This window comes from Pantoea sp. RCC30.1 (assembly GCF_058148845.1).
The window spans coordinates 67,537-89,953 of record NZ_JBXUHX010000014.1 but is presented as its reverse complement, the minus strand read 5'-3'; the positions used below and the strand labels follow the sequence as shown (position 1 = coordinate 89,953).

Genomic DNA, 22,417 nt, shown 5'->3' with positions numbered 1-22,417 from the left:
TTCAGGCTTTTGGGGCGTATTCTCAAAAACACCGGAGCCTGGAACACGGCCGGCAGGCGGATCGGCGCTGGCAGATAAGTTACAGATAAACCCGGCAGAAATTGATATGCAGCCTGCTGACACGCATGCGGCCGAATCTTTTCCAGCTGACTGGCAGGCAGCCATTCAACTGGCAGTTAATCATCATCCCTCCATCAGCAGCAGCATTGCAACCTTAGAGTCTTCAGAATTCACCATTGATGGGGCTAAAGCGGGCTATCTTCCGGCCATAAAAGCGGGTATCACCTCGGGCCGTCAACAGGATGAGGGCAGTGGTCACGTTGCCACAGTAGGCCTGTCTCAGATGCTCTATGACTTTGGTAAAACCGGCAGCGCGGTCGATCAGGCCAGCGCGAAATATCTGCGCCAGCAGGCCACTGTCCTGATGCAGATCGATACCATTATTGAGCAAACCGCACTGGCGCTGAATGAAGTTTATCGTTCTACGCAGCTGCTCGATAATGCGAAGAAAGAAGTCAAAGCCCTGCGTGATATCCTGGCTCTGACGCAAATGCGTGCCGAGGCAGGTGCCAGCACCCGTGTGGATCCGGTTCAGGCCCAGGCGCGCGTTGAAGCCGCACAGGCGTCACAGCTGGATCTTGAAATCAAACTGGAGCAGCAGAAATACCATCTGCAATCGCTACTCGGTCAGCCGGTCGCAGAGAAGAAAATATCCGCGCCGGTCTCCCTGTTGCCCCTGATTGAGCGTCAAAGCGCCAGGATCGATTTAAACCGTAACCCGACCATTTTAGTGGCCCAGGCAGATGCTGCCGTCGCCCTGGCAGAGTTACGTAATTACAAAGCGCAGCGCTACCCCACTTTATCGCTTGAAGCCAACACCAATAAATATATCGGCGACATTGCGGATTATCAGCGCCATAGCCAGTACCAGAACGTTTACCTTTCCGTAAATAGCACGCTTTATCAGGGCGGTGCATTAGTGGCGCAGGAAAGCGCCAGTGCCAGAGCGCTGGAAGCAGCCAGGACCACTATTGCCAGTAAGAAACTGGAGATTAGCGATCAGCAACGAAATTATTTCCAGAGCGTTAAGGGATTGCAAAAAAACATCACGTTACTGAGCAGCCGGATGAAAACCATTATGGAAACGCGCGCCCTGTACCGGGAACAATATTTATCTTTAGGTAATCGAAATGTTCTCGACTTACTCAATGCCGAACAGGAAATAAGTCGCGCCCGGCAGGATTTAATTAACGCCCGTTGCGATCTGTGGGCCTCCTCCGTTAATTATCTGGTGGTGACCGGAATGGCCCGCGACGCGTTTGATTTAAATAATAAAGTGATCCAGGGACTGCGCATTGCGCCGTAATTCTGTCAGCTAAGAAGAGAAGATGATAATGAACACGATATCTGACAGGGAGAGTGCTTCAGCCCAGCCTGAGGCAAAAAAGGCTTATACCCCCTGGCTTGAAGCGCTGCTGCTGGTGGCTAAACATTACCGGCTTGATGGTTCACCTGAACGGGTGAAAGGAGAAGCGGAATGGCATATGCAGCACCTTTCACAGGATGCGCTGATTGAAAATATGGCCCGCCAGCTCGGCCTGCTGGTCATTTTCGATGAGTTTGATCCGGAGCAGCTCAATCCCTGGCGGATGCCGCTGATCGTCGATTTTGGTTCCCGCGGCGTCGGCGTCATCACCACTATCGGCGAAGAGGGCAAAGTCAGCGTAATGCTGAGCGGTGAAAAACAGCTGCAGACCACGTTAAGTATTGAAGAGCTGTCGCAACATGCGCAGCGCGTACTGCTGGCGAAGCCGGAGTCCTCAGTGCCAGATGCTCGGGTAGATGACTACATCAAACCGCATCGTGCTGACTGGCTGTGGCAAACGATTCTTCGGGAGTGGCCAGCCTATGTAAACGTGATGTTTGCGTCGCTGATCTCCAACGTGCTGGGTCTCTCCGCGATGCTGTTCACCATGCAGGTGTATGACCGCGTAATCCCTTCCCAGTCCGTTCCCTCACTCTGGGTGCTGTTCGGTGGCGTAATGATAGCCTTGACCTGCGTTTTTGTGATGCGCATTATCCGCACGCATATCTCTGATATGGCGGGTAAAAGCGCGGACCTGCGCATATCCGATCGCGTCTTTGGTCACGCTTTACGTATCCGTAACGATCAGCGTCCCAAATCGACCGGATCGTTTATTGCCCAGATCCGCGAGCTGGAACAGATCCGTGAAATGATTACCTCGACAACCATTTCTGCGATTGCCGATCTGCCTTTTTTAATCATCTTTCTCTTTATCCTCTGGTTACTGGGTGGATGGCTGGTGCTGGTTCCGCTGGCGGCGATTCCGCTGATTGTTATTCCGGGCCTGCTGGCACAGGGTTCACTGGCGAAGCTCTCTAAAGCGACCATGCGCGAGTCTGCGGTACGCAGCGCCATGCTGGTTGAGACCGTACAGGGCATGGATGACATCAAGCTGCTGCGCGCAGAGCCCTACTTTCAGAACCAGTGGAATCACCTCAACGAGGTAATCAGTCAATCTTCGCAAAAGCAGCGTTTTATCAGTGGGCTGCTAATGAGCTGGACCAGCGAAGTTCAGACTATTGCTTACGTGGGCGTAGTGCTGGTGGGCGCCTTCTTTGCCATGAGTGGCGACCTCTCTACCGGCGTGTTAATTGGCTGTTCCATGCTGGCGTCACGCATGATGGCACCGCTGGGACAACTGGCGATGATATTTGGCCGCTGGCAGCAGGCCAAAGTGGCGCGTGAAGGACTGGAGAACCTGCTCAACAGCGAGGTCGATCAGCCAGAGCGCAGCATCCGGGTTCATCGCCCGCGCATTAACGGCGAATATGCCCTCTCCGACGTCATCTATCGCTACGACCCGAACTCCCCTGACCCGGTGCTGACGGTGAAGAATCTGACGATTAAAGCCGGTGAGAAAGTGGCGCTGCTGGGGCGTAATGGATCCGGCAAATCAACGCTGCTGCAACTGATGGCGGGCCTGTTGCAGCCGGGCGAAGGTGCACTGCTGCTGGATGGCGTGCGTCTTTCCTCTATCGATCCGCTGGATGTGCGGCGTGATGTCGGGCTGCTCACTCAGACCTCTTCGCTCTTTTACGGCACAATTCGCGAGAACTTACGCCTGGGCATGCCGCTGGCAACGGAAGAGGAGATGCAGCAGGCACTGGAGATCAGTGGAGCCCTCGACTTTATTCAGCGTCTGCCTGAAGGCATGGATTACCTGTTGCAGGAAGGAGGGAAAGGCTTGTCTGGCGGACAGCGTCAGCAGCTGTTACTGGCGCGTACCCTGCTCCGCCAGCCCAGCGTGCTGCTGCTGGATGAACCTACTGCCTGGCTGGATGACGTCGCTGAAAAGCATCTGATTGAGCGGCTGATGACGTGGATGGGTAACCGGACGCTGATCATAGCCACTCACCGCCCGGCGGTATTGCAGCTGGTTGACCGCATCATGCTGATCGACAAAGGCAGAATTGCGCGGGATGGCTCGAAAGCAGAGATGCTGGTCACCCGGCCCGAAGCCAGCACCGCGCCTCATCAGGGCAAAGTAAATGTTAAACCGCAGGGAGCACAGGCATGATTTTCTCCTTATTCCGTAAAAAGAAGCATCAGCGTTCCCGTAAACGCCCCTCGTCCGGCGGTCTGATTATTATGTCAGTGCTGGTCATGCTGCTGCTGTTCTTTATCTGGGCTTCGAATTTCGAACTGGATGAAGTCACCGTCGGTGTCGGCAAAGTCGTACCAAGCTCACACGAGCAGATCATCCAGTCGCTGGAGGGCGGGATCCTCAAAGAGCTGAAGGTTCACGAGGGCGACGTGGTTGAGGTGGGTCAGATACTGGCCCTGCTGGATCCAACCCAGATTGACTCGGGTGTGCAGGAAAGCACCTCACATTTACGGGCTGCGCTGGCAACCGCGGCGCGCTTGCAGGCTGAGACCGCTGGTACACCGCTGATTTTCCCGAAAGAGGTATTAGCCGATCCGCCATTAGTGGCCGCTGAGACGGCGCTTTACCACTCGCGGCGGGAGAACTACAGCAAAACCATCAGCGGCCTGACCGAAGCGCTGAGCCTGATAAACCGTGAGCTAAATCTGACCTCTTCCCTGGTGGCAAAAGGCGCGGCCAGTAATGTGGAAGTGCTGCGCCTGAAACGCCAGGCGAACGATCTGCAAAACAAGCTCAACGACGCAGAGAATCACTATATTGTTCAGGCACGTGAAGAGCTCGCGAAAGCCAATGCCGAAGCGGCGTCTCAGCGCTCGATTATTATCGGACGCGCTGACTCGCTGACTCGCACGGTGATTGTTACGCCAGTCAGAGGCATTGTTAAAGATATCGAGGTCAATACGGTTGGCGGCGTTATTCCACAGCGCGGCAATCTGATGGAGATTGTGCCGCTGGATGAACAACTGATGATTGAGGCGCAGATTGCCCCGCGCGATGTCGCCTTTATCACACCGGGCCAGCGTGCCGTGGTGAAACTGACGGCGTATGACTACAACATCTATGGCGGTCTGGAGGGCAAAGTAGCCTCTATCTCACCTGACACCATTCAGGATGAAGTGCATCGCGACCAGTACTATTACCGTGTCTACATCCGCACCGATAAGGATTATCTGGTCAATAAAAAGGGCAAAAAGTTTCCGGTTTATCCTGGCATGATCGCGATGGGTGAAATTCATACCGGCAGTAAAACCATCATGGAGTATCTGATGAAGCCGCTTAACCGCGCGAAGGAAGCGCTGCGGGAGAGGTAAAGTAAGTTTTACTGCCCCTGCAGAGGGGGCAGTAAACACCAGCACACAGCACTGTCATACCCATCAGGCAATCAACCTATTGTCCCCCTTCCCTATCCCGATATTCTTTAACCTCCTCTCAGAATATTTAAAAAATGTCCTTCACGGTGGTCAGTCAGTCCACTGGGTTGTGGCCATGTTTTAATATTTACATGGCTTAGTGCCTTTGCTTAGATGATAACTGACAAGGTGAATAACTGATTAAGCGGAACCTTATGATGATAAAGGCGCTGACTGAGCGGCAACTGACAATTATGCGACAGCTTATTTCTCATAACAGTTATGTGAGCCTGCGCTCTATTTCAGAAAAAACAGCCATCACCACCCGCACTTTACGCCGTGACATCGCCGATATTAACGAGAAACTCTCTGAGCAGGGAATCAACCTCAGCGGTAAAAGTGGGAGAGGGATCACAATTAAATTCGCTGATGCGCAGTCTGAAATTGCCGCTCGCCGGATTTTCTCAACGGAGGTGGATGATTTCAGTAGTAACTTCAGGATGCTGAAAATAGCCTCTGATTTATTAATGCTGTCGCCAAAAAGTTCCTCCATCAGCGAACTGGCGGATAAATATTTTATCAGCCGCGCTTCGATAGTGAATGATTTAAAAACATTAGAAACCTGGTTACATCAGTTTGATTTAACCTTATTAAAAAGCCGCGTCGGAACCAGCATAAAAGGCAGCGACCATAATATTCGCATGGCGATGAAAGCGCTGGTGTTAAAATCAATTTATAACCATCAGGACATGATGGAAAGCCGTCTGGATGAAAGCACGTTGCAGGAGCTTTCAGAGAAATTTGGTCAGCAGGCTGTCCACTTTACCCTGCAATTAATTAATTTCATTGAACAGCAGCTGCACTATACGATAAGCGATCCTTACTACATTAATTTATTTACCCATATTCTGGTGCTGATCCACCGAAGTCACTCGCCGATGCACAGGACGGATGCCCGCGCGGTGACCATGAGTCGGATCAGCGATCACCACGCCTGGCAGGTTTCGCTGGCGGTGATAGAGCGCATCGAAACCGCATACAACACCGTGCTGGTGGCCGAGGAGACTCACTCTATCTATCAGTATCTGGTCTCCTCCGGTAAGGCGGGCGGCGAGACGCCCCAGCACGATGACGCACTGATTTCGGAACGTGAAACCCGCTTCGCTGAGGCGCTGATTGCGCGGGTGGCGCAGCGCATCAACATCGAAATCACCACTGACCAGAATCTGCAGGCTTCACTATCCTCGCATATCAAGCCGATGCTGAACCGCCTCAGATATCACATCCGGATTAAAAATCCGCTGCTGCATGATATCCAGACCGAGTTGGGAACGGTGTTCGCCGCCGTCAAAGCGGTGATCAACCAACTGACGCAGGAGTACAACCTGGATGAAATCAGTGACGATGAGGTGGCTTACCTGACGGTGCATATTCAGGCCGCCATCGAAAACAGCATCAAGGTAAAACGGGTATTGCTGGTCTGCTCCAGCGGGCTGGGCACCTCGCAGCTGCTTTACGGGCGGATTATCCGCGCCTTTCCTGACTGGAAGATTATCGACATCGTGCCAGGGAAAAATATCGCAGATTCCCTGAAACGACATGAGTGTGACGTGGTGATTTCCACTATCCGGCTGGAGCCGCTGGAAAAACCAGTGGTCTATGTCTCAGCGCTATTTTCGGCGAAAGATATCGCAAGAGTAACGGAGTGTCTGGTATCGAATTCGATTAATTAATAATGGAGAAGCAAAATGACGACAGCCGTGGCTATTAATGAAGTCCTGATAGAAGAATGTATTATTCTCGATGTCGATTGCCAGACGAAAGAACAGATTATTTCTCAGCTGACCGATCTGCTCTGCCAGACCGGGGCAGTCACCGATAAAGCTGCATTTCTCAACGATGTTTATCTGCGTGAAGAATTAGGCTCCACCGGATTTGAAAACCACATTGCGATTCCGCACGGTAAATCTGCTGCTGTGGCAAAGACCCGTATTGCCGTGGGCCGTTTACGCCGCGACATTCCGTGGGAGACTATCGATGGGACCAAAGTCCGGCTGGTTATTCTCTTTGCGGTGAAAGAGTCCGATAAAGATGTCGGCCATATCAAAATGCTCGCCAAAATATCCATCGCGTTAGGTGATGAAGATGTGGTTGAGCAATTACTTACTGTCCCGCATCGCGAAGAGATGTTTCATTTACTGTTATCCCGCTCGGGAGCCTGAATAAACCGGAGAGCATTATGAAATAAAAAAAATTAAGGAGGTATCCCAGGTTGTAGCCATCCCTTCAGACCGAAAAACATAAATATAAAATTTTCACTGGAGAACGTTTATGAACATCATTGCCATTACCGCCTGTCCTACAGGTGTCGCCCACACCTACCTTGCCGAAAGTAATTTAAAAAAAGCGGCTAAGAAACTGGGCCTGAATGTATTAGTTGAAACCCAGGGCGCGATTGAAAGCGAATATATTTTCAGCGACGACGATATTCATCGGGCCGACGTGGTGTTGATCGCCGCAGATAAGAAAGTTGAGATGGCGCGCTTCCAGCACAAAAATGTGATTGAAGTGCCCGTTACCCGTGCTGCGAAGGATGCTGAAGGCTTGCTCAGCGCGATTGTTAACGGTGAGCTGGCCCCCAGGCTGGTTGACTCCGTCCCACAGACTAATGCGTCTGAACCCGCTAACCATGGCAGAGAGGCGTCGGGTTCCCGTTCGTGGATGTCAGAGATTTATGTGCATCTGATCACCGGCGTGAACCTGATGATCCCGTTTGTGGTGGCGGGCGGCATCCTGATCGCCCTGAGTTTTTCATTCGGGATTACGGCGGCCACGCCAGGGGACGCGAATTTCAGCCCGATAGCGAAGATGCTTTCTGACATCGGCGGCGGTTCGGCCTTTGCCCTGATGCTGCCGATTCTGGCACTGGGGATCAGCCAGTCTATCAGCGGCAAAGCGGGCATCGTGGCGGGCGCCGTGGGCGGGATGATGGCGATTCACACCGGTTCCGGCTTCCTCGGTGCGCTGATTGCGGGATTCCTGGGCGGATATATCACGCTGTTGATCAATAACCATATCCATCTGCCCAAAGCGGTCGCCGGCCTGAAACCGATTTTGATTGTGCCTCTGCTGAGTGTGCTGCTGACCGGTGCACTGATGGCGTTGCTGATTGGTGAGCCGATCAAAATGCTGCTCGGCTGGCTGACCGACTTCCTGAGTTCTCTGGGTAACGCTAACGCCGCCCTTCTCGGCCTGCTGTTCGGCATGATGGTGGCCTTTGATATGGGCGGCCCGCTGAATAAAACCGTCTGTATGTTTGCGATTGGCCTGATGTCGAGCGGGATCTACGGACCGATTGCCGCCTGTATGGCGGCGGGCATGGTGCCGCCGCTGGGTATCGCGCTGGCGACCACCCTGTTCCGCCGTAAGTTTACCGAGCAGGAGCGCGAAACTGGCAAAGTCACCTACATCCTCGGCCTTTCATTTATTACCGAAGGCGCGATCCCTTACGCGGTCGCCGATCCGTTGCGCGTCATCCCGGCCATTGTGGCGGGCTCCGGCCTCGCAGGCGCCCTGTCCATGATGCTGGGCTGTGCTTCCCGCGCCCCACACGGCGGCATTTTCGTCATCTTCATTCCTAATGTGATCAGTCATGTCATGGCTTATCTGTTTGCGATTGCTGCAGGCAGTCTGCTGACAGCGCTGATCCTGCTGTTTCTGAAAAAAGATATCTCCGTTCCTGAACAACAAGGATAAAACCTATGCTTTACAACATGAAAGATCTGCTCAGCGTTGCACAACAGCATCAGTTTGGTGTCGGTGCATTCAACATCGCCAGCGCGGAATTTGGACGCGTGGCGGTTGAGACAGCCGAGCGACTGGATTCACCGCTGATTCTGGAGATCCATCCTGAAGAGATGGCCTTCACCGGCCCGGAGTTTATTGGCTATCTGCGGACGCTGGCGATTCAGGCGCGGGTGCCGGTGGTGATCCATCTGGACCATGGCCGTTCGCTGGAAGAGGTAATGAAAGCAATCTACGCCGGTTTTACCTCGGTAATGATTGATGCCTCGTCTCATCCTTTTGAGCAGAACATTGCGCTGACGAAGAAGATTGTCGAGATAGCACACACGATTAATGTCTCCGTGGAAGCAGAGCTGGGCACCATCGGTGTGGCGGAAGGCAGCGGTGAAGGCGGCAGTAACGAGATTCTGTATACCGATCCGCAGCAGGCGGAAACCTTTGTGCGTGAAACCGGCACCGATACGCTGGCGGTCGCTATCGGCACCTCTCATGGCCTTTACCCCAAAGGGAAGCAGCCGAAGCTGGATATCGAGCGCCTGCAGCAGATCCGTAAGGTGGTGGATATTCCGCTGGTGCTGCATGGTGGTTCGGGCAACAAAGACAGCGAGGTCGTGGAGTCGATCCGTTATGGCGTCGGTAAAATCAATATCTCCAGCGACATGAAGAAGGCGTTTTTCGTGGCGCTGGAGCAGGAGCTAAAACAGGGCGGACACGAACCTAATTCGCTGTTTGTTAAACCGATGCAGGCAGCAGGTGAAGTGGTGGCTGCGAAGATGGCGCTGTTTAGTTCGGTGGGGAAAGCGGCGCTGTATCGGTAAGAGATTGTGTGGGAGTTGAGATTGGGAAAGGCACTGATGGATCGGTGCCTTTTTCCGGAGTTTGAGAGGTGAGTTTTAAAAAATTTCAGGCCAGCAAGCACCACTCATCAACGAAAAGAGATCTGCTCATCGCTCTTCTTTCGTATGCCAGGGATCCACAATGTAGATGGCATTGTCACGACGTTCGTAGTGAATCTCGTAGTCATCCAGTATCACCTTTCGAACTTCACGAGGTTCATATCGGACCTGCTCTATGCCGATTGCTGGGTGTGCTTTGAGGCCAGCGCTGCCAGTTATCAGGCGGTCCAGGACATCGTCAGCATGCTGGCGGCTATACTGCAGAGCAAAACGGTAGATGCGTTCCAGGTCATCCTGTTTTAAGCGTCCAGTAAATTTCCATTTATCAGCTTTTCTTTAAACGATGACCAAATTCAACCATGTCCGCGTGACTGACTACACGCCCGGCATCCACATCGGCAAGACCAGCCTGAATGCTCTGATGTCGCCGTTCTCTTTCAGCCAGCATAGTGGTTAACGCTTCCTTAATGATCCAGCTTTTAGAACGATCCAGCTCTACAGCCAGATTTTCTACAGCATTAGCCAGCTCGGTGGGTATCTGTGCGCTAATAGTCTGTTTTGTAAGAGAACCCATAGGGATCACCTCGGTTAATAACATTTAATAACTTTTATTAAGTTTAGCATGAGCTTGCCTATAAAAACATCAGCGCTTATTTTGCTGTTAGCCTCCTGAGATTGGTTTCACCCTTCTGGTCACCTGTGGACGGGTCTGATAAATCACTATCAGATCTCACTATATCGGGCGGATATGAATCTGATTCTCTGTTTATCAAGACGATGCAGGCGGCGATTGAAGTGGTCGCGGCGAAGATGGCGCTGTTTAGTTCGGTGGGGAAAGCGGCGCTGTATCGGTAAGCCAGTTGCCAGTCGTTAGTGGACCCGGCTGCGATTCAAAGAGACACTGAGGATTCGGTGTCTCTTTTGCTGGCATCACAATAATCAGCGCTCTGTGCGACTGACTGAAATTCAGGGGCGTTTAGCGAGGCGACCTGTTCAGCCACGGACGGTAATAGATATGTTCAGCCTGGAAATCGACCGCGCCTTTATTACCGGTGAGACGCTGAGCAAGCGTTAGTGCAAAATCGAAGGCGACACCCAGACCCCGGCCACTGAGCAGATTGCCATCCTCCACCACATCCTCCATCACATACTCGCCATCTGTTACCGCAAGCCCCAGTTCACCTGAACAGGTGTAGCGACGGCCTTTCAGAAGGTTATTGCCACCCAGCACCCGGGCGGCGGCGGAGCAGATGGGCGCAATTAACATTCCGGCTTCATCATGCCGCTGAATTAAGGCAGCAACAGCAGGACTGGCGGCCAGGTTCTTAGAACCTTCAGGCCCGCCAGGCATGATCAGTGCATCGAATAAATGTGAGTCCTGTAATTCTTCAATCAGCTTATCTGCTTTAATGACGGCACCGTGGTAGCTGACGATCTCGCGCTGAGGCTGACAGGCAACGGTGGTGACTGTGATGCCAAGCCGGCTGAGTATATCGAGAATAATAAACGCTTCTGCCTCTTCAAATCCTGTAGCCAGGAGTAATGCTGCATTTTTGGACATATTGCCTCCGATGATTTTCAATAAATGAAACACTGTTTCATTTTATCGGCATTCTACCAGAAGTTTCCCGCTGTCGATGACTCTGTTTGAGAGATGGGAATTTATGACGTGTGCGTAACAGGATGCCATTGGCAGCAAGTGGGGCGCTGGCCTTTCATTGCAGCATGAGCCATGGGCTGGTTTTTCTGGGCGGGTGATCGTCCTCTTCAGCCGGGTTCGTGCTGGGAGAAGATTTGGTTACAGCAGTGTGGCTGGGTCGGTGGAGGATTCAGGGTGATGAGGTTTGGTTACTCGGCGGCTGAAACGTCAGCTGGCGGCGTTGAAAGAATAGCGCAGCGTTTATCCAGTAGTGACTCAACGGACGCCCGATTGCCCTTATCCCAGCCGCGCCGGGTGGTGAGCAGGATAAACCCTTTTTCTCCCGAGAACATCGCCGGGATGAGCGCCACACCAGATTCCGCCAGCTGCGGTGGCGACAGCCGGAAATGGCGTGCCACGGAGGAGACAGGATAGATCCCCATCGCCGTCGGCTGCATAACGCGACGGGCATAATAGGTGTGATTCAGCAACCGATCGGGTAAGGGTCGCCAGTCATTATTAATATAGGGACGCTCGGCCTGAAGCTGGCGATAGACATCCTCCCGCAGGCAGGTCAGATGAATATGCAGTTGATTCTGGCTGCGGCCATAAGCGGAATTCAGCGCCATGCCGAGCCGATCCTCAGGCACTTCAGCACCATAGGCCGCCATCAGACGATAGCGCATTAACCAGGCGTAGCCGAAATAATCGGGACGTCCGGGGCGCGTCAGCGCAATGCTCTCAATGCCGGACATTGCCACCGTGGGCACCAGAATAAAGTGCAGCCTGTGGCGAGGATTCTGGATGATGCTGTAGCCCTGGTTGCTGTCCTGCGGCAGATAGATTTGCTGGCAGGGTGCCGGATCACGACGGTAGTGATAGTTATTCATGCAGAGGTCATGCGTGACCGTCCACAGTGCGTCAGAGTGGGCGCATCCTGTCAGCAACAGCGCGATGACCAGCGGCAGAGACCGGCATCGCCACAACCATGTCCCGTTCAGGTAACTCAATTATTCAGAACCTTAGTCAGCTCAACCTCATGGGTTGTGGGATTAAAGTACAGATAGAACTGATCCCCATCCAACTGATCAGGCCTTGCCCATATTTCCTTCTCGCCCAGACTGCGATTTTGCTTCACGTATCCCAGCTTTTCGAGATAAGCGTGAAGCGATGCAGTATCTGTAGCCCCTTTAAATACGATGCTATTTGACGGTGAATAACCGTCACCGGGATGCGATTCAAAGTAGTAGTTGTCCGTTATACGCGGGGCGTTTTCAATGTCCGGGTCTGTCAGTATGTGGTAGTTAAAGAAATCATTTTCTTTATAGACAGTCGTTTCATCAGAGCCAGATGCAACAAGCCAGACAAACAAGCCAATGAGAATGAGGACGGTAGCAGACACAAGCGCGGACCACTTAAACAGGTTTTTCAGTGTCTTGCCCCCATGAATGAAAGTGATGTCCCATCATTGGTAACTACCTTAACGATTCAAGATGTGAAGTCGTTCCACGGCCTGAGCCAGGTCATAAAATGCGGAAAATTTACCTTATACGGCTGATGTCGCACGCATTATTCATCTGGATCAGGAAAAGAATCGGACGGAATCCATGATTTTTATGGGAGCCGATAGCCCCGTAGTAGTCCCAGCGGCGAACCGTTGAATCAAAGCTGACTGGCTTGAGACGATAGCCATACCGACCCGGTATGATAGCCCGATAAAACCCGAACAGATCGGACACCAAATCTTCACCACTAAAACCACTATCTGTGTACCATGAGAATGAACGCAGACTTTGCAGGCCTTCGAATCTGGATGCGGTGTTCATCATTATCACCAGCATGATTCTGTTAATGCATATTAGCTCAGACCTCATCTGACAGACACCTGTATGAAAAAGCCGGAAACTGTTAGATCAGGTCTGAACTAATACATTAAAGTGCCTTTTTTGGGGTAGGCCCCTGAAGGATATGATTACTTTACGGACAAAGATTGAGAAGTTATAACGAATTCTCTTTTACGATCTCATCGTTTTCATCAATACGATAAACCCCATTCTTAACCACAAACAAGACATCTCTATTCCTGTCGTTTTCAGCAGTAAAAACCTTATTTTTATCTATACAGTTAGCTAGCGGTTTCATATCTTCAAAGCATAGGCTGTCATAGCCATCCCCTTCTTTATAACCGTCGCCAAATAGCCAGAACGTAACAGTAAAATCACCATCTTTAGCAGGTTTTGGAAGATCATACTTTTCTTTCAACATCGCCTTATTTTTTAGCCACCAGGTAATTTTCCCTCTATCAGTGAACGGGAAGTTTCTTACTAAGACAGAGCTAAAGCCATTCGTTCTGTGATGAACTGCAACAATTTCTACTGGCCGAAATGATACCCAAAGGCAATAACCAAAAAACCCCACAGCAACCAATAGTAGCACGTAAAGCGTTTTATGAATTTTAGCCTTCATTACGATTTCCTGTAACATGCTCATTTGTATCATTGCCTTACATAACGTGAATTAGGCAGGCGGTAAGGCGTTGCCGCTTTTCTCTCCATCAGGATAGCCTCTTTGGCATTTTCCTATTCCGCATGGCTGGATCAAACCAGAAAAAAGGGTTGATTTTGTTGCTGTCCTTGCGCGAGGGACGCAGTTCTAATCGAATTCATCTTTTATAATGTCGCTATTTTTTAACGAGTATCTACCCTCGTAAGTAGCAAAAATAACATCATCATCGTGATACTGTCTGACAGCAAATACGGCATTTTTTTCAATGCAATTTGCTTTTGTTTTCATATCATCAAAACAGCGCCTATCATATTTCCCTTCCTCTTTATATCCATCCCCAAAACCCCAAAAGATAACAGTAAAACTTCCGGATGGTGATGGTTTAGGGATATTATATTTTTCTTTCAGCATATTTTTATTTTTTAGCCACCAGTTTATTTTTCCTTCATCCGTAAATGGGAAGGTTTTAACTAAAACAGAAGCATGATTACCATCCTCATGAACAGCAACGATTTCAACCGGACGCAGACACAACAAAAGCCAGTAGCCCAGCACTACACAGCCAACCAGGAAGAGCAAAGCCATAGTTTTCTTATTTTTTACTCTCACTTGCGGTCTCCAGTAATCTCTATGGTGGCTTCCATATTGGTCATAAAAGGTGTGAAACCAAACTGACTGTATCTCTGCAGCACGCGGTCGAGTTTGGGGTTTTGAATAGGGTATAGGGAAACTTTAGTGCAGCCATGAGAATACATTCCTTGTGTTATCGTCCTTTGGGCCTTTCACAAGGATAATACGCTTACAGACGGAGGTGTAAACATTGTAGTAGTCTGTTTTAATCGAATTCAGATTTTTGGCCGTTTCCGGGCAAGGATCATAATGGACGCCTTGCGTTAATATTCCATTATTAAAATGTAACGTTGTTACTTTTAGATTCCCTGTAATTTTCTCACCTGCTACGTTGCCTTACACACTATCGCCTTATAGAAAGGCGGTGAGGCAAGCGTAAGCCGTTGCCGCTTTTCTCTCCCTCGGGTTAGCCTCTTTGGCAATTTGCTACTTCTGCATGGCTGGAGCAAGCCGCAAAAAAGGGATGATTTTGTTTCTGTTCCTACGCGAGGGCGGGAGTTATTCGTATTTCTTTTTTTCCATCTCACCGTTTTCCTTTACATAATATTTTCCGCTATCCAGTCGAAAATACAAACCTGTTCTTTTACTGTACACCACCATCATTAGAGAATTTTTATCAATGCAGTTTATATCTGTTTTCATATCTTCAAAGCAGAGTCTGTCATAACCATCGGTTTCTTTATATCCCTCTCCAAAACCCCAAAAAATGACGGTATAAAAACCATCTTTGGCAGGCCTGGGGATGTCGTACTCATCTTTTAGCTTTTTCTTGTTTTTCAACCACCAATTAATTCTCCCTTGCTCAGTTAATGGAAAATTTCGCACTAAAATATCGCTATAATTTCGCTTTTGATGAGCAGCCATGATCTCAACGGGACGTAACAACAACCAAAATAAGTAACCCAGCAGAGCGCAGCCAATGAATAATGCTGAACACAGCACTTTCTTACCATTAATTTTCATTGCGTTCACCAGTAATATCTACAATCGTTTCCATATTGGTCAAGTATGGCTTAAAGCCAAACTGACTATATCGCTGAAGCACAAACCAGATGCGGAAGAAATGAAACTGACTGAATTTTGTTTTCAGTATATCGTCACTATCAAGGCCAAAATGATCCTATATTTTGTAATGCACCACTGCCCGGCATCGGTCATTATCGATGTGCAGTGATTTAAGGATGATATGTGTTGCCCAGGTGTCATGAACGGTGGCACCCATACCGTTATAATTATCCTGAAACCTATCAAATTTAGGTAATTTACCCTTTAATATTGCATCTCTCAGTTTGTCTAATTCATTTCGGGGATAACATTTATTTTCCCAATCGATATTTATGCCGAAGGCTTCTTTTAATAACAAGTATGTACTATTTTTTGTTTTATCCCGAATAATATGTTCTTTTAATGCACTGTTCAGCGACATATCACAAAAGGATTTACCGTTACAGTTCTGCATGTGAGTAATCATTTTTTCAATCAGGAAGCGGTACGGTCCGCAAAGAGAGAATTTACGGGATAACAGGCGGAATTCATCAAACAGCATGTCGGCACACTGCTGGTGGGTAATCTTTTCACCCTGGCCGCGCAGATTGCAGCAGAACATGGATTGAGGACGATCCATTGAAGAACGCCGGGTCAGCGTGTAAGGATCAACCTGGTCAGATATATAATTCAGCTGGTAATGAGATTTTAACTTTGCTTCGGTCAGATCGCCGCAGCGCAAATCTGTAGCACCGTAGTCATCCATCCTGTTTTGGGTTTTGAATAGGGTGCAGGGGAACTGTAGTGCGTCCATGGTGATACATTCCTTGTGTAATAGTCCATTACGGTATTCACAAGGATAATACGCTCACAGACGGAGGTGTAAACATTGTATTAGTCTGTTTTGCCAAAATTCAGATTTTTGGCCGTTTCCGGGCAATGAGCATAATGGATGCCTTACGTTAATATCCCATTATTAAAATGGTAACATAGTACCTTTTAGATTCCCTGTAATATTCTACTCTATGTCCTTCGCCACGGTGGCCTGCATCCCGGCCCTGATATTTTTCTTCGAAATAGTCGATTGTTGGTTGTTGACAATGAAATTGCGTGTCTGACTTACTACACTTCTGGTATCCACGTCAGCAAGACTGTACTGGCATAGTGAATCTGGCCACTGCAAACGTCCCTTTTCCATACATGAGTAAAGGTGAGTAATCTGCATCATTAACAGTGAATTTTCCTTTTGATGCGATGTCTGGTTCCTTCTGCTTTGATCACTCTCTGGATGAGAATTATTTATCATAATGCCTCATCCTAAAATGAAAATGACCTGCGCCTGATATTCAACATAATCCTGAGTTAGTAATATATTTAATATTTTCTGTATTTCTATTGTGCCACCGTGCTGCCAATCCTGTAGAGCCTGATAATTCAGTGCCAAATGCAGGTAACAATCTTTATAGCCCTACCGCCAGTTTTCCTTCGTAGGTGTAGAAGGAAGTGTTATAAATAGTATGCTGTTACGGCTTTTCTTTCCACCAGGATTGCCTCCTGGTGATTTTACTACATTACGGGCTGGGATGTTATTTAAACTCGAATTCCTCTGTGAACTTAACTATATCGCCGTTTTTTGTAGCTGATATTTCCCATCATATGTTATAAAGATCGTACCCAAATTCTCACTTTTACTGACAGAGAAAACAGCATCTTTATCAATACAGTTTAGCGGTGGCAGTATATCGTTAAAGCATAGCCTGTCATAACCATCAGTTTCTTTATACCCCTCACCAAACAGCCAAAAAGTAATAGTAAAATAACCATCTTTCTCAGGTTTAGGAATATCATACTTTCCTTTCAGCATATCCTTATTTTCTAGCCACCAACCGATTTTATCTTTATCGGTAATAGGAAAATTTCTTACTAAAATAGAACTGAATCCATGCTCTCTGTGATGAACTGCAACAATATCAATCGGACGCACTGACAACCAAAAGCAATAACCCCCAGCGCAACTAAAAGCAGCGCGTAAAACATTTTTTTATTTTTTGCTGTCATTACGGTTTCCTGTAATTTCTATGGTGGCTTCCATATTGTTCATAAAGAGCTTAAGGCCAAACGGATTATATCGCTGTAGCACAAACCAGACACGAAATAAACGGAACTGGTTGAACCTGAATGTTGAAATATCGTCAACATCAAGGCCAAAGTGACCCTGAATTTTGTAATGCACCACCGCCCGGTAACGGCCATTATCAACCTGTAACGATTTTATAGTGATGTGTGTTGCCCAGGTATCTTGGACAGTTATACACATGCCGTTAAAGTTATCCTGAAAGCGGTCAAAAACTTTATCAGCGTGACTATATGACCCATATCAATCCAGCCCAATAACTCGATGTAAACGATGCCTCTGTCAAATACGTCAAATAATGTCCCGTCCTTTATCTCTCTTCTGGTGCTCATACTTACATCTCCCTATGTCGTTTGCCTGTGAATGTTAGCGCCTGTTATTCAGGCAGCAACGACGGCAAGCTCTTTTAATTAACCTGCTATCCACTTATTAATATCCCATCGGTGCTCCATGGGGGTCGGAAAATAAAGTCAGCCAGGTGGCGGAATCGTTGCGTTATGTCGCAGGGAAGAAGCGCTTATTCGACGTACAGATCATAAGCATTCTCCGCGAGACCGAAGCATAGACCGGATGACTCTATTGCTGTCACTATGTGAGGACTTAAATTTTAATCGAATTCGATTTTTATGATTTTACCACTCTGGTCTAAGCGATAATTATCACCATCATACACCGTGAAAGTGAGACCAAAATTTCTGCTTTTATCTACGGAAAAAACAGCATCCTTTTCGATACAATTCAGTTTTGTTTTCATATCGCTAAAACATCTCCTGTCATATTTCCCCTCTTCTTTATAACCATCACCGAAATCCCAAAAAATAACTGTAAAATAACCAGAGGGTGATGGTTTAGGGATATTATATGTTCCAGCTAACCGATCTTTATTTTTTAGCCACCAGTTGATTTTCCCCCTATCCGTAAATGGAAAATTTTTAACCAAAACAGAAGCATGATTACCATCCTCATGAACAGCAACGATTTCAACCGGGCGCAGACACAACCAAAGCCAGTAGCCCAGCACTACACAGCCAGCGAGGAAGAGCAAAGCCATAATTTTCTTATTTTTTGTTCTCACTTGCGGTCTCCAGTAATTTCTATAGTGGCTTCCATATTGGTCATAAAGGGCTTAAAACCACACTGATTATATCGTTGAAGCACAAACCAGATACGAAAGAAACGGAATTGGTTGAACCTGAATTTTGAAATATCGTCAACATCAAGGCCAAAGTGATCCTGGACTTTGTAATGCACCACCGTCTGGTAGCGGTCATTATCAACTTGTAACGATTTTATGGTGATGTGTGTTGCCCAGGTATCGTGCACCGTGATTCCCATACCGTTTAAATTATCCTGGAAGCGGTCAAATTTAGGGAGTTTTCCATCCAGGATAGCATTTATTAGTTGATTTTTTTCATTTTCCGGAAAGCATTTACTTTCCCAGTCAATATATTTTTCAATAGCCTCACGTAATCTTAGACGGGTACTGTTCGGTGTACTATTCGATAAAATATGTTCTTTCAAAGCACTATTGAGGTTCATACAGCTGAAGGGGGAACCGTTGCCATCTTGCATATGGGTGATCATCTTTTCGATCAAGTGCTTGTACGGGCCATAAACCGAGAACAGGCGCGATAAATCGCGGAATTCATCAAACAGGATAGCAGAGCACTGCTGGCGGGTAATTTTCTCACCTGCGCCACGGGAGCTATAAAACATGGACTGTGGTTGAGTGAACGGGGTGATTTTCGTCAGGCTGTAAGGGTTGGCTCTGGTGGAAACATCAACCAGATGATAATGCGTTTTTAACTGTGCTTCGGTCAGATCGCCGCAGCGCATATCACTGGCGCCGTAGTCGTCCATCCATTTTTGAGTTTTGAATAGGGTACAGGGAAATTGTAGTGCAGCCATCGTGATACATTCCTTGTGTAATAGTCCATTACGGTATTCACAAGGATAATACGCTTACAGACGGAGGTGTAAACATTGTCTTGATCTGTTTGCGAAAATCAGATTTTTGGCCGTTTACGGGCAAGGAACATAATAGACGCTTTACACTAATATCCCATCATTAAAATGCCACGTAGTACCTTTTAGATTCCCTGTAATATTCTACTCTATGTCCTTCGCCACGGTGGCCTGCATCCCGGCCCTGATATTTTTCTTCGAAATAGTCGATTGTTGGTTGTTGACAATGAAAATGAAATTGCGTGTCTGACTTACTACACTTCTGGTATCAACGTCAGCAAGACTGTAGTGGCATAGTGAATCTGGCTACTGCAAACATCCCTTTTCCATACATGAGTAAAGGTGAGTAATTTGCATCATTAACAGTGAATTTTCCTTTTGATGCCATGTCTGGTTCCTTCTACTTTGATCATTCTCTGGATGAGAATTATTTATTATAATGCCTCATCCTAAAATGAAAATGACCTGAGCCTGATATTCAACATAATCCTGAGTTAGTAATATGTCTAATATTTTCTGTATTTCTATTGTGCCACCGTGCTGCCAATCCTGTAGAGCCTGATAATTCAGTGCCAAATGCAGGTAACAATCTTTATAGCCCTACCGCCAGTTTTCTTTCGTAGGTGTAGAAGGAAGTGTTATAAATAGTATGTTGTTACGGCTTTTCTTTCCACCAGGATTGCCTCCTGGTGATTTTACTACATTACGGGCTGGGATGTTATTTAAACTCGAATTCCTCTGTGAACTTAACTATATCGCCGTTTTTTTGTAGCTGATATTTTCCATCATATGTTATAAAGATCGTACCCAAATTCTTACTTTTACTGACAGAGAAAACAGCATCTTTATCAATACAGTTTAGCGGTGGCAGTATATCGTTAAAGCATAGCCTGTCATAACCATCAGTTTCTTTATACCCCTCACCAAACAGCCAAAAAGTAATAGTAAAAGAACCATCTTTCTCAGGTTTAGGAATATCATACTTTCCTTCTAGCATATCCTTATTTTCTAGCCACCAACCTATTTTATCTTTATCGGTAATAGGAAAGTTTCTTACTAAAATAGAACTGAATCCATGCTCTCTGTGATGAACTGCAACAATATCAATCGGACGCACTGACAACCAAAAGCAATAACCAAAAACCCCCAGCGCAACTAATAGCAGCGCGTAAAAATTTTTTTTATTTTTTACTGTCATTACGGTTTCCTGTAATTTCTATGGTGGCTTCCATATTGGTAATAAAAGGTTTAAAAGCAAACGTATTGCATCGTTGTAACACAAACCAGATACGAAAAAAACGAAAAGCGTTAAATTTTAGCTTCGAAATATCCTTAACATCTAAGCCGAAGTGATCCTGTACTTTGTAATGTACCACTGCCCGATAGCTATCGTTAGCAATATGCAGTGATTTTAAGATGATGTGGGTTGCCCATGTATCGTGAACTGTTATGCCCATCCCGTTAATATTATCCTGAAATCGGTCAAATTTAGGTAGTTTACCATCAAGTATCGCCTCTCTTAGTTTACATTTTTTATTTTTTAGATAGGTATTAGTTGTCCAGTCAATATTCTCGATTAAAGCGTTCTTGATTTTTGACAACGTACTGCTCTCAGAGCTGTCATTAAGAATATGCTTCTTCAAAGCACTGTCCAGGTACATACTGGTGAAGGGTAAACCGTTACCGTACTGCATATAGGTGATCATATGCTTGATTAGATGTTTATACGGACCATAAACCGAGAACAGGTGCGATAAGTGGCGCATTTCATCAAACAGGATTGCAGCGCACTGCTGTCGGGTAATTTTCTCACCTGCGCCACGGGAGCCATAAAACATAGACTGTGGCTGAGTGAACGGGGTGATTTTCGTCAGGGTGTAAGGGTTTACTCTGGTGGAAACATCATCCAGATGATAATGCGTTTTTAACTGTGCTTCGGTCAGATCGCCGCAGCGCATATCACTGGCGCCGTAGTCGTCCATCCATTTTTGAGTTTTGAATAGGGTACAGGAAAATTGTAGTGCAGCCATCGTGATACATTCCTTGTGTAATAGTCCATTACGATATTCATAAGGATAATACGCTTACAGACGAAGGTGTAAACATTATATTAGTCTGTTTTTCCCGAATTCAGATTTTTGGCCGTTTCCGCGCAAGGAGCATAATGGACGCCTTACGTTAATATCCCATTATTAAAATGTAACGTTGTTTCTTTTAAACTCCCTGTAATTTGCTCACCTGCTACGTTGCCTTACACCCTATCGCCTTATAGAAAGGAGGTGAGGCAAGCGTAAGGCATTGCCGCTATTCTCTCTGTCGGGATAGCCGCTTTGGTACTTTGCTGGTGCCGCATGGCTTGAGGCAAGCCGAAAAGAAGGGATGGTTTTGTTGCTGTCTCTACGCGAGAGCGGGAGTTATTCATATTTTCTTTTTTCCATCTCACCGTTTTCCTTTACATAATATTTCCCACTATCCAGTCGAAAATACAAACCTGTTTTTTTACTGTATATCACCATCATTAGAAAATTTTTATCAATACAATTTATATCGGTTTTCATATCATCAAAGCAAAGTCTGTCATAACCATCGGTTTCTTTATATCCCTCTCCAAAATCCCAAAAAATGACGGTATAAAAACCATCTGTGGCAGGTTTGGGAATGTCATACTCGTTTTTGAGCCTTTTCTTGTTTTTAAAATTTAATTGAAGATCTTTCACACCTTGAAAAAAGCTCTTCTGAAATGGCGTTTTCAAGGAAACTTGCTAAAATATCCAAGCATTCCCCAGTATTAGGGAAAATTGATGTGCCGGTAATCATTGAATATGTCAAACAACATTCATTCCTCTCTACAGTCATGATCATTAGCGAAGATGGTAAGCAACTAATCGTCAAGACTAAAAGATCACAAAAGCATTTTATCAAGTTGCTCAGCGATGATTATTTAGAATCACCGCTCACTAAAATCCTATATGATTCATTAGCAAAAGATGAACTTAGAGCATAATTAATTATAAAAAGCCTCTATACTTGTAGGAGTACAA

General features: G+C 47.2%; 19 protein-coding genes and 7 pseudogenes. 8 read left to right on the top strand and 18 right to left on the bottom strand.

From position 1 onward, the window contains the following. Positions 1–106 precede the first annotated feature (106 nt). From AC2LB6_RS14040 to AC2LB6_RS14010, 7 genes are all read left to right on the top strand, one after another. Positions 107–1,366, top strand: coding sequence for a TolC family outer membrane protein (locus AC2LB6_RS14040; protein ID WP_490093976.1), 1,260 nt, complete (start codon positions 107–109; stop codon positions 1,364–1,366). 28 nt (positions 1,367–1,394) lie between these two features. Next, on the top strand, positions 1,395–3,602 hold the full coding sequence (locus AC2LB6_RS14035) for a type I secretion system permease/ATPase (protein ID WP_490093975.1): 2,208 nt from the start codon (positions 1,395–1,397) through the stop codon (positions 3,600–3,602). Beyond that, the gene (locus AC2LB6_RS14030) at positions 3,599–4,780 is read left to right on the top strand and encodes a beta-barrel domain-containing protein (RefSeq protein WP_490093974.1); all 1,182 of its coding nucleotides are present in this window, start codon (positions 3,599–3,601) and stop codon (positions 4,778–4,780) included. The genes AC2LB6_RS14035 and AC2LB6_RS14030 overlap by 4 nt, the downstream gene beginning before the upstream one ends. A gap of 254 nt (positions 4,781–5,034) precedes the next feature. After that, entirely contained in the window at positions 5,035–6,552 is a 1,518-nt protein-coding gene (locus AC2LB6_RS14025) for a BglG family transcription antiterminator (protein WP_490093973.1), read from the top strand. A 15-nt stretch (positions 6,553–6,567) separates the two neighbouring features. Beyond that, complete coding sequence (locus AC2LB6_RS14020) at positions 6,568–7,041, top strand: PTS sugar transporter subunit IIA (RefSeq protein WP_490093972.1); 474 nt, start codon at positions 6,568–6,570, stop codon at positions 7,039–7,041. Positions 7,042–7,150: 109 nt separating this feature from the next. Then, positions 7,151–8,575, top strand: a complete 1,425-nt coding sequence (locus AC2LB6_RS14015; RefSeq protein WP_490093971.1) for a PTS fructose transporter subunit IIC — start codon at positions 7,151–7,153, stop codon at positions 8,573–8,575. A 5-nt stretch (positions 8,576–8,580) separates the two neighbouring features. Continuing rightward, a complete protein-coding gene (locus AC2LB6_RS14010) occupies positions 8,581–9,441 on the top strand; it encodes a ketose-bisphosphate aldolase (protein ID WP_490093970.1) in 861 nt (286 codons plus the stop codon). 126 nt (positions 9,442–9,567) lie between these two features. Here the strand turns inward: AC2LB6_RS14010 and AC2LB6_RS14005 are convergent. The 18 genes and pseudogenes from AC2LB6_RS14005 to AC2LB6_RS13920 all read right to left on the bottom strand — a co-directional run bounded on the left by AC2LB6_RS14005 (position 9,568) and on the right by AC2LB6_RS13920 (position 22,129). After that, positions 9,568–9,841 (bottom strand): annotated as a pseudogene (locus AC2LB6_RS14005) (type II toxin-antitoxin system RelE/ParE family toxin). Between the two features lie 3 nt (positions 9,842–9,844). Then, entirely contained in the window at positions 9,845–10,093 is a 249-nt protein-coding gene (locus tag AC2LB6_RS14000; RefSeq protein ID WP_490093969.1) for a CopG family ribbon-helix-helix protein, read from the bottom strand. Positions 10,094–10,495: 402 nt separating this feature from the next. Further along, on the bottom strand, positions 10,496–11,080 hold the full coding sequence (locus AC2LB6_RS13995) for a DJ-1/PfpI family protein (protein WP_490093968.1): 585 nt from the start codon (positions 11,078–11,080) through the stop codon (positions 10,496–10,498). Between the two features lie 287 nt (positions 11,081–11,367). Next, complete coding sequence (locus AC2LB6_RS13990; protein ID WP_490093967.1) at positions 11,368–12,168, bottom strand: CDP-diacylglycerol diphosphatase; 801 nt, start codon at positions 12,166–12,168, stop codon at positions 11,368–11,370. After that, complete coding sequence (locus AC2LB6_RS13985; protein ID WP_490094009.1) at positions 12,165–12,590, bottom strand: hypothetical protein; 426 nt, start codon at positions 12,588–12,590, stop codon at positions 12,165–12,167. The genes AC2LB6_RS13990 and AC2LB6_RS13985 overlap by 4 nt, the downstream gene beginning before the upstream one ends. A gap of 56 nt (positions 12,591–12,646) precedes the next feature. Then, positions 12,647–13,011 (bottom strand): annotated as a pseudogene (locus AC2LB6_RS13980) (hypothetical protein); the annotation flags it as partial. 145 nt (positions 13,012–13,156) lie between these two features. Then, the gene (locus tag AC2LB6_RS13975; RefSeq protein ID WP_490093966.1) at positions 13,157–13,624 is read right to left on the bottom strand and encodes a DUF943 family protein; all 468 of its coding nucleotides are present in this window, start codon (positions 13,622–13,624) and stop codon (positions 13,157–13,159) included. Between the two features lie 186 nt (positions 13,625–13,810). Further along, positions 13,811–14,272 (bottom strand): DUF943 family protein, encoded by a 462-nt coding sequence (locus tag AC2LB6_RS13970; protein WP_490093965.1) that lies wholly within the window; start codon positions 14,270–14,272, stop codon positions 13,811–13,813. Continuing rightward, positions 14,269–14,355: pseudogene (locus tag AC2LB6_RS13965) on the bottom strand (DUF3289 family protein); the annotation flags it as partial. The pseudogene AC2LB6_RS13965 and the gene AC2LB6_RS13970, both read right to left, overlap by 4 nt. 436 nt (positions 14,356–14,791) lie before the next feature. Further along, entirely contained in the window at positions 14,792–15,256 is a 465-nt protein-coding gene (locus AC2LB6_RS13960; protein WP_490093964.1) for a DUF943 family protein, read from the bottom strand. Next, positions 15,246–16,091, bottom strand: a pseudogene (locus AC2LB6_RS13955) (YPO3983 family protein). The gene AC2LB6_RS13960 and the pseudogene AC2LB6_RS13955 overlap by 11 nt, the downstream one beginning before the upstream one ends. Positions 16,092–16,863: 772 nt before the next feature. Then, a pseudogene (locus AC2LB6_RS13950) lies at positions 16,864–17,335 on the bottom strand (DUF943 family protein). After that, positions 17,319–17,624: pseudogene (locus AC2LB6_RS13945) on the bottom strand (DUF3289 family protein); the annotation flags it as partial. The pseudogenes AC2LB6_RS13950 and AC2LB6_RS13945, both read right to left, overlap by 17 nt. Before the next feature lie 394 nt (positions 17,625–18,018). Further along, a complete protein-coding gene (locus AC2LB6_RS13940) occupies positions 18,019–18,486 on the bottom strand; it encodes a DUF943 family protein (protein ID WP_490093963.1) in 468 nt (155 codons plus the stop codon). Next, complete coding sequence (locus tag AC2LB6_RS13935; protein WP_490093962.1) at positions 18,483–19,319, bottom strand: YPO3983 family protein; 837 nt, start codon at positions 19,317–19,319, stop codon at positions 18,483–18,485. The genes AC2LB6_RS13940 and AC2LB6_RS13935 overlap by 4 nt, the downstream gene beginning before the upstream one ends. A 775-nt stretch (positions 19,320–20,094) precedes the next feature. After that, positions 20,095–20,574, bottom strand: coding sequence for a DUF943 family protein (locus tag AC2LB6_RS13930; protein ID WP_490093961.1), 480 nt, complete (start codon positions 20,572–20,574; stop codon positions 20,095–20,097). Continuing rightward, a complete protein-coding gene (locus AC2LB6_RS13925) occupies positions 20,558–21,406 on the bottom strand; it encodes a DUF3289 family protein (protein ID WP_490093960.1) in 849 nt (282 codons plus the stop codon). The genes AC2LB6_RS13930 and AC2LB6_RS13925 overlap by 17 nt, the downstream gene beginning before the upstream one ends. A gap of 384 nt (positions 21,407–21,790) precedes the next feature. Beyond that, positions 21,791–22,129, bottom strand: a complete 339-nt coding sequence (locus tag AC2LB6_RS13920) for a DUF943 family protein (protein WP_490093959.1) — start codon at positions 22,127–22,129, stop codon at positions 21,791–21,793. Here AC2LB6_RS13920 and AC2LB6_RS13915 point away from each other — a divergent pair. After that, positions 22,072–22,380 (top strand): annotated as a pseudogene (locus AC2LB6_RS13915) (Kiwa anti-phage protein KwaB-like domain-containing protein); the annotation flags it as partial. The gene AC2LB6_RS13920 and the pseudogene AC2LB6_RS13915 sit on opposite strands and share 58 nt — an antisense overlap. Positions 22,381–22,417 lie beyond the last annotated feature (37 nt).

Coding starts and splice junctions, on each gene's coding strand:
- AC2LB6_RS14015 (WP_490093971.1), top strand. CDS start 7,151: ATGAACATCATTGCCATTACCGCCTGTCCTACAGGTGTCGCCCACACC.
- AC2LB6_RS13930 (WP_490093961.1), bottom strand. CDS start 20,574: ATGACAGTAAAAAATAAAAAAAATTTTTACGCGCTGCTATTAGTTGCG.
- AC2LB6_RS14025 (WP_490093973.1), top strand. CDS start 5,035: ATGATGATAAAGGCGCTGACTGAGCGGCAACTGACAATTATGCGACAG.
- AC2LB6_RS13935 (WP_490093962.1), bottom strand. CDS start 19,319: ATGGCTGCACTACAATTTCCCTGTACCCTATTCAAAACTCAAAAATGG.
- AC2LB6_RS14000 (WP_490093969.1), bottom strand. CDS start 10,093: ATGGGTTCTCTTACAAAACAGACTATTAGCGCACAGATACCCACCGAG.
- AC2LB6_RS14030 (WP_490093974.1), top strand. CDS start 3,599: ATGATTTTCTCCTTATTCCGTAAAAAGAAGCATCAGCGTTCCCGTAAA.
- AC2LB6_RS14035 (WP_490093975.1), top strand. CDS start 1,395: ATGAACACGATATCTGACAGGGAGAGTGCTTCAGCCCAGCCTGAGGCA.
- AC2LB6_RS13925 (WP_490093960.1), bottom strand. CDS start 21,406: ATGGCTGCACTACAATTTTCCTGTACCCTATTCAAAACTCAAAAATGG.
- AC2LB6_RS14040 (WP_490093976.1), top strand. CDS start 107: ATGCAGCCTGCTGACACGCATGCGGCCGAATCTTTTCCAGCTGACTGG.
- AC2LB6_RS13975 (WP_490093966.1), bottom strand. CDS start 13,624: ATGAAGGCTAAAATTCATAAAACGCTTTACGTGCTACTATTGGTTGCT.
- AC2LB6_RS13995 (WP_490093968.1), bottom strand. CDS start 11,080: ATGTCCAAAAATGCAGCATTACTCCTGGCTACAGGATTTGAAGAGGCA.
- AC2LB6_RS13960 (WP_490093964.1), bottom strand. CDS start 15,256: ATGAAAATTAATGGTAAGAAAGTGCTGTGTTCAGCATTATTCATTGGC.
- AC2LB6_RS14010 (WP_490093970.1), top strand. CDS start 8,581: ATGCTTTACAACATGAAAGATCTGCTCAGCGTTGCACAACAGCATCAG.
- AC2LB6_RS14020 (WP_490093972.1), top strand. CDS start 6,568: ATGACGACAGCCGTGGCTATTAATGAAGTCCTGATAGAAGAATGTATT.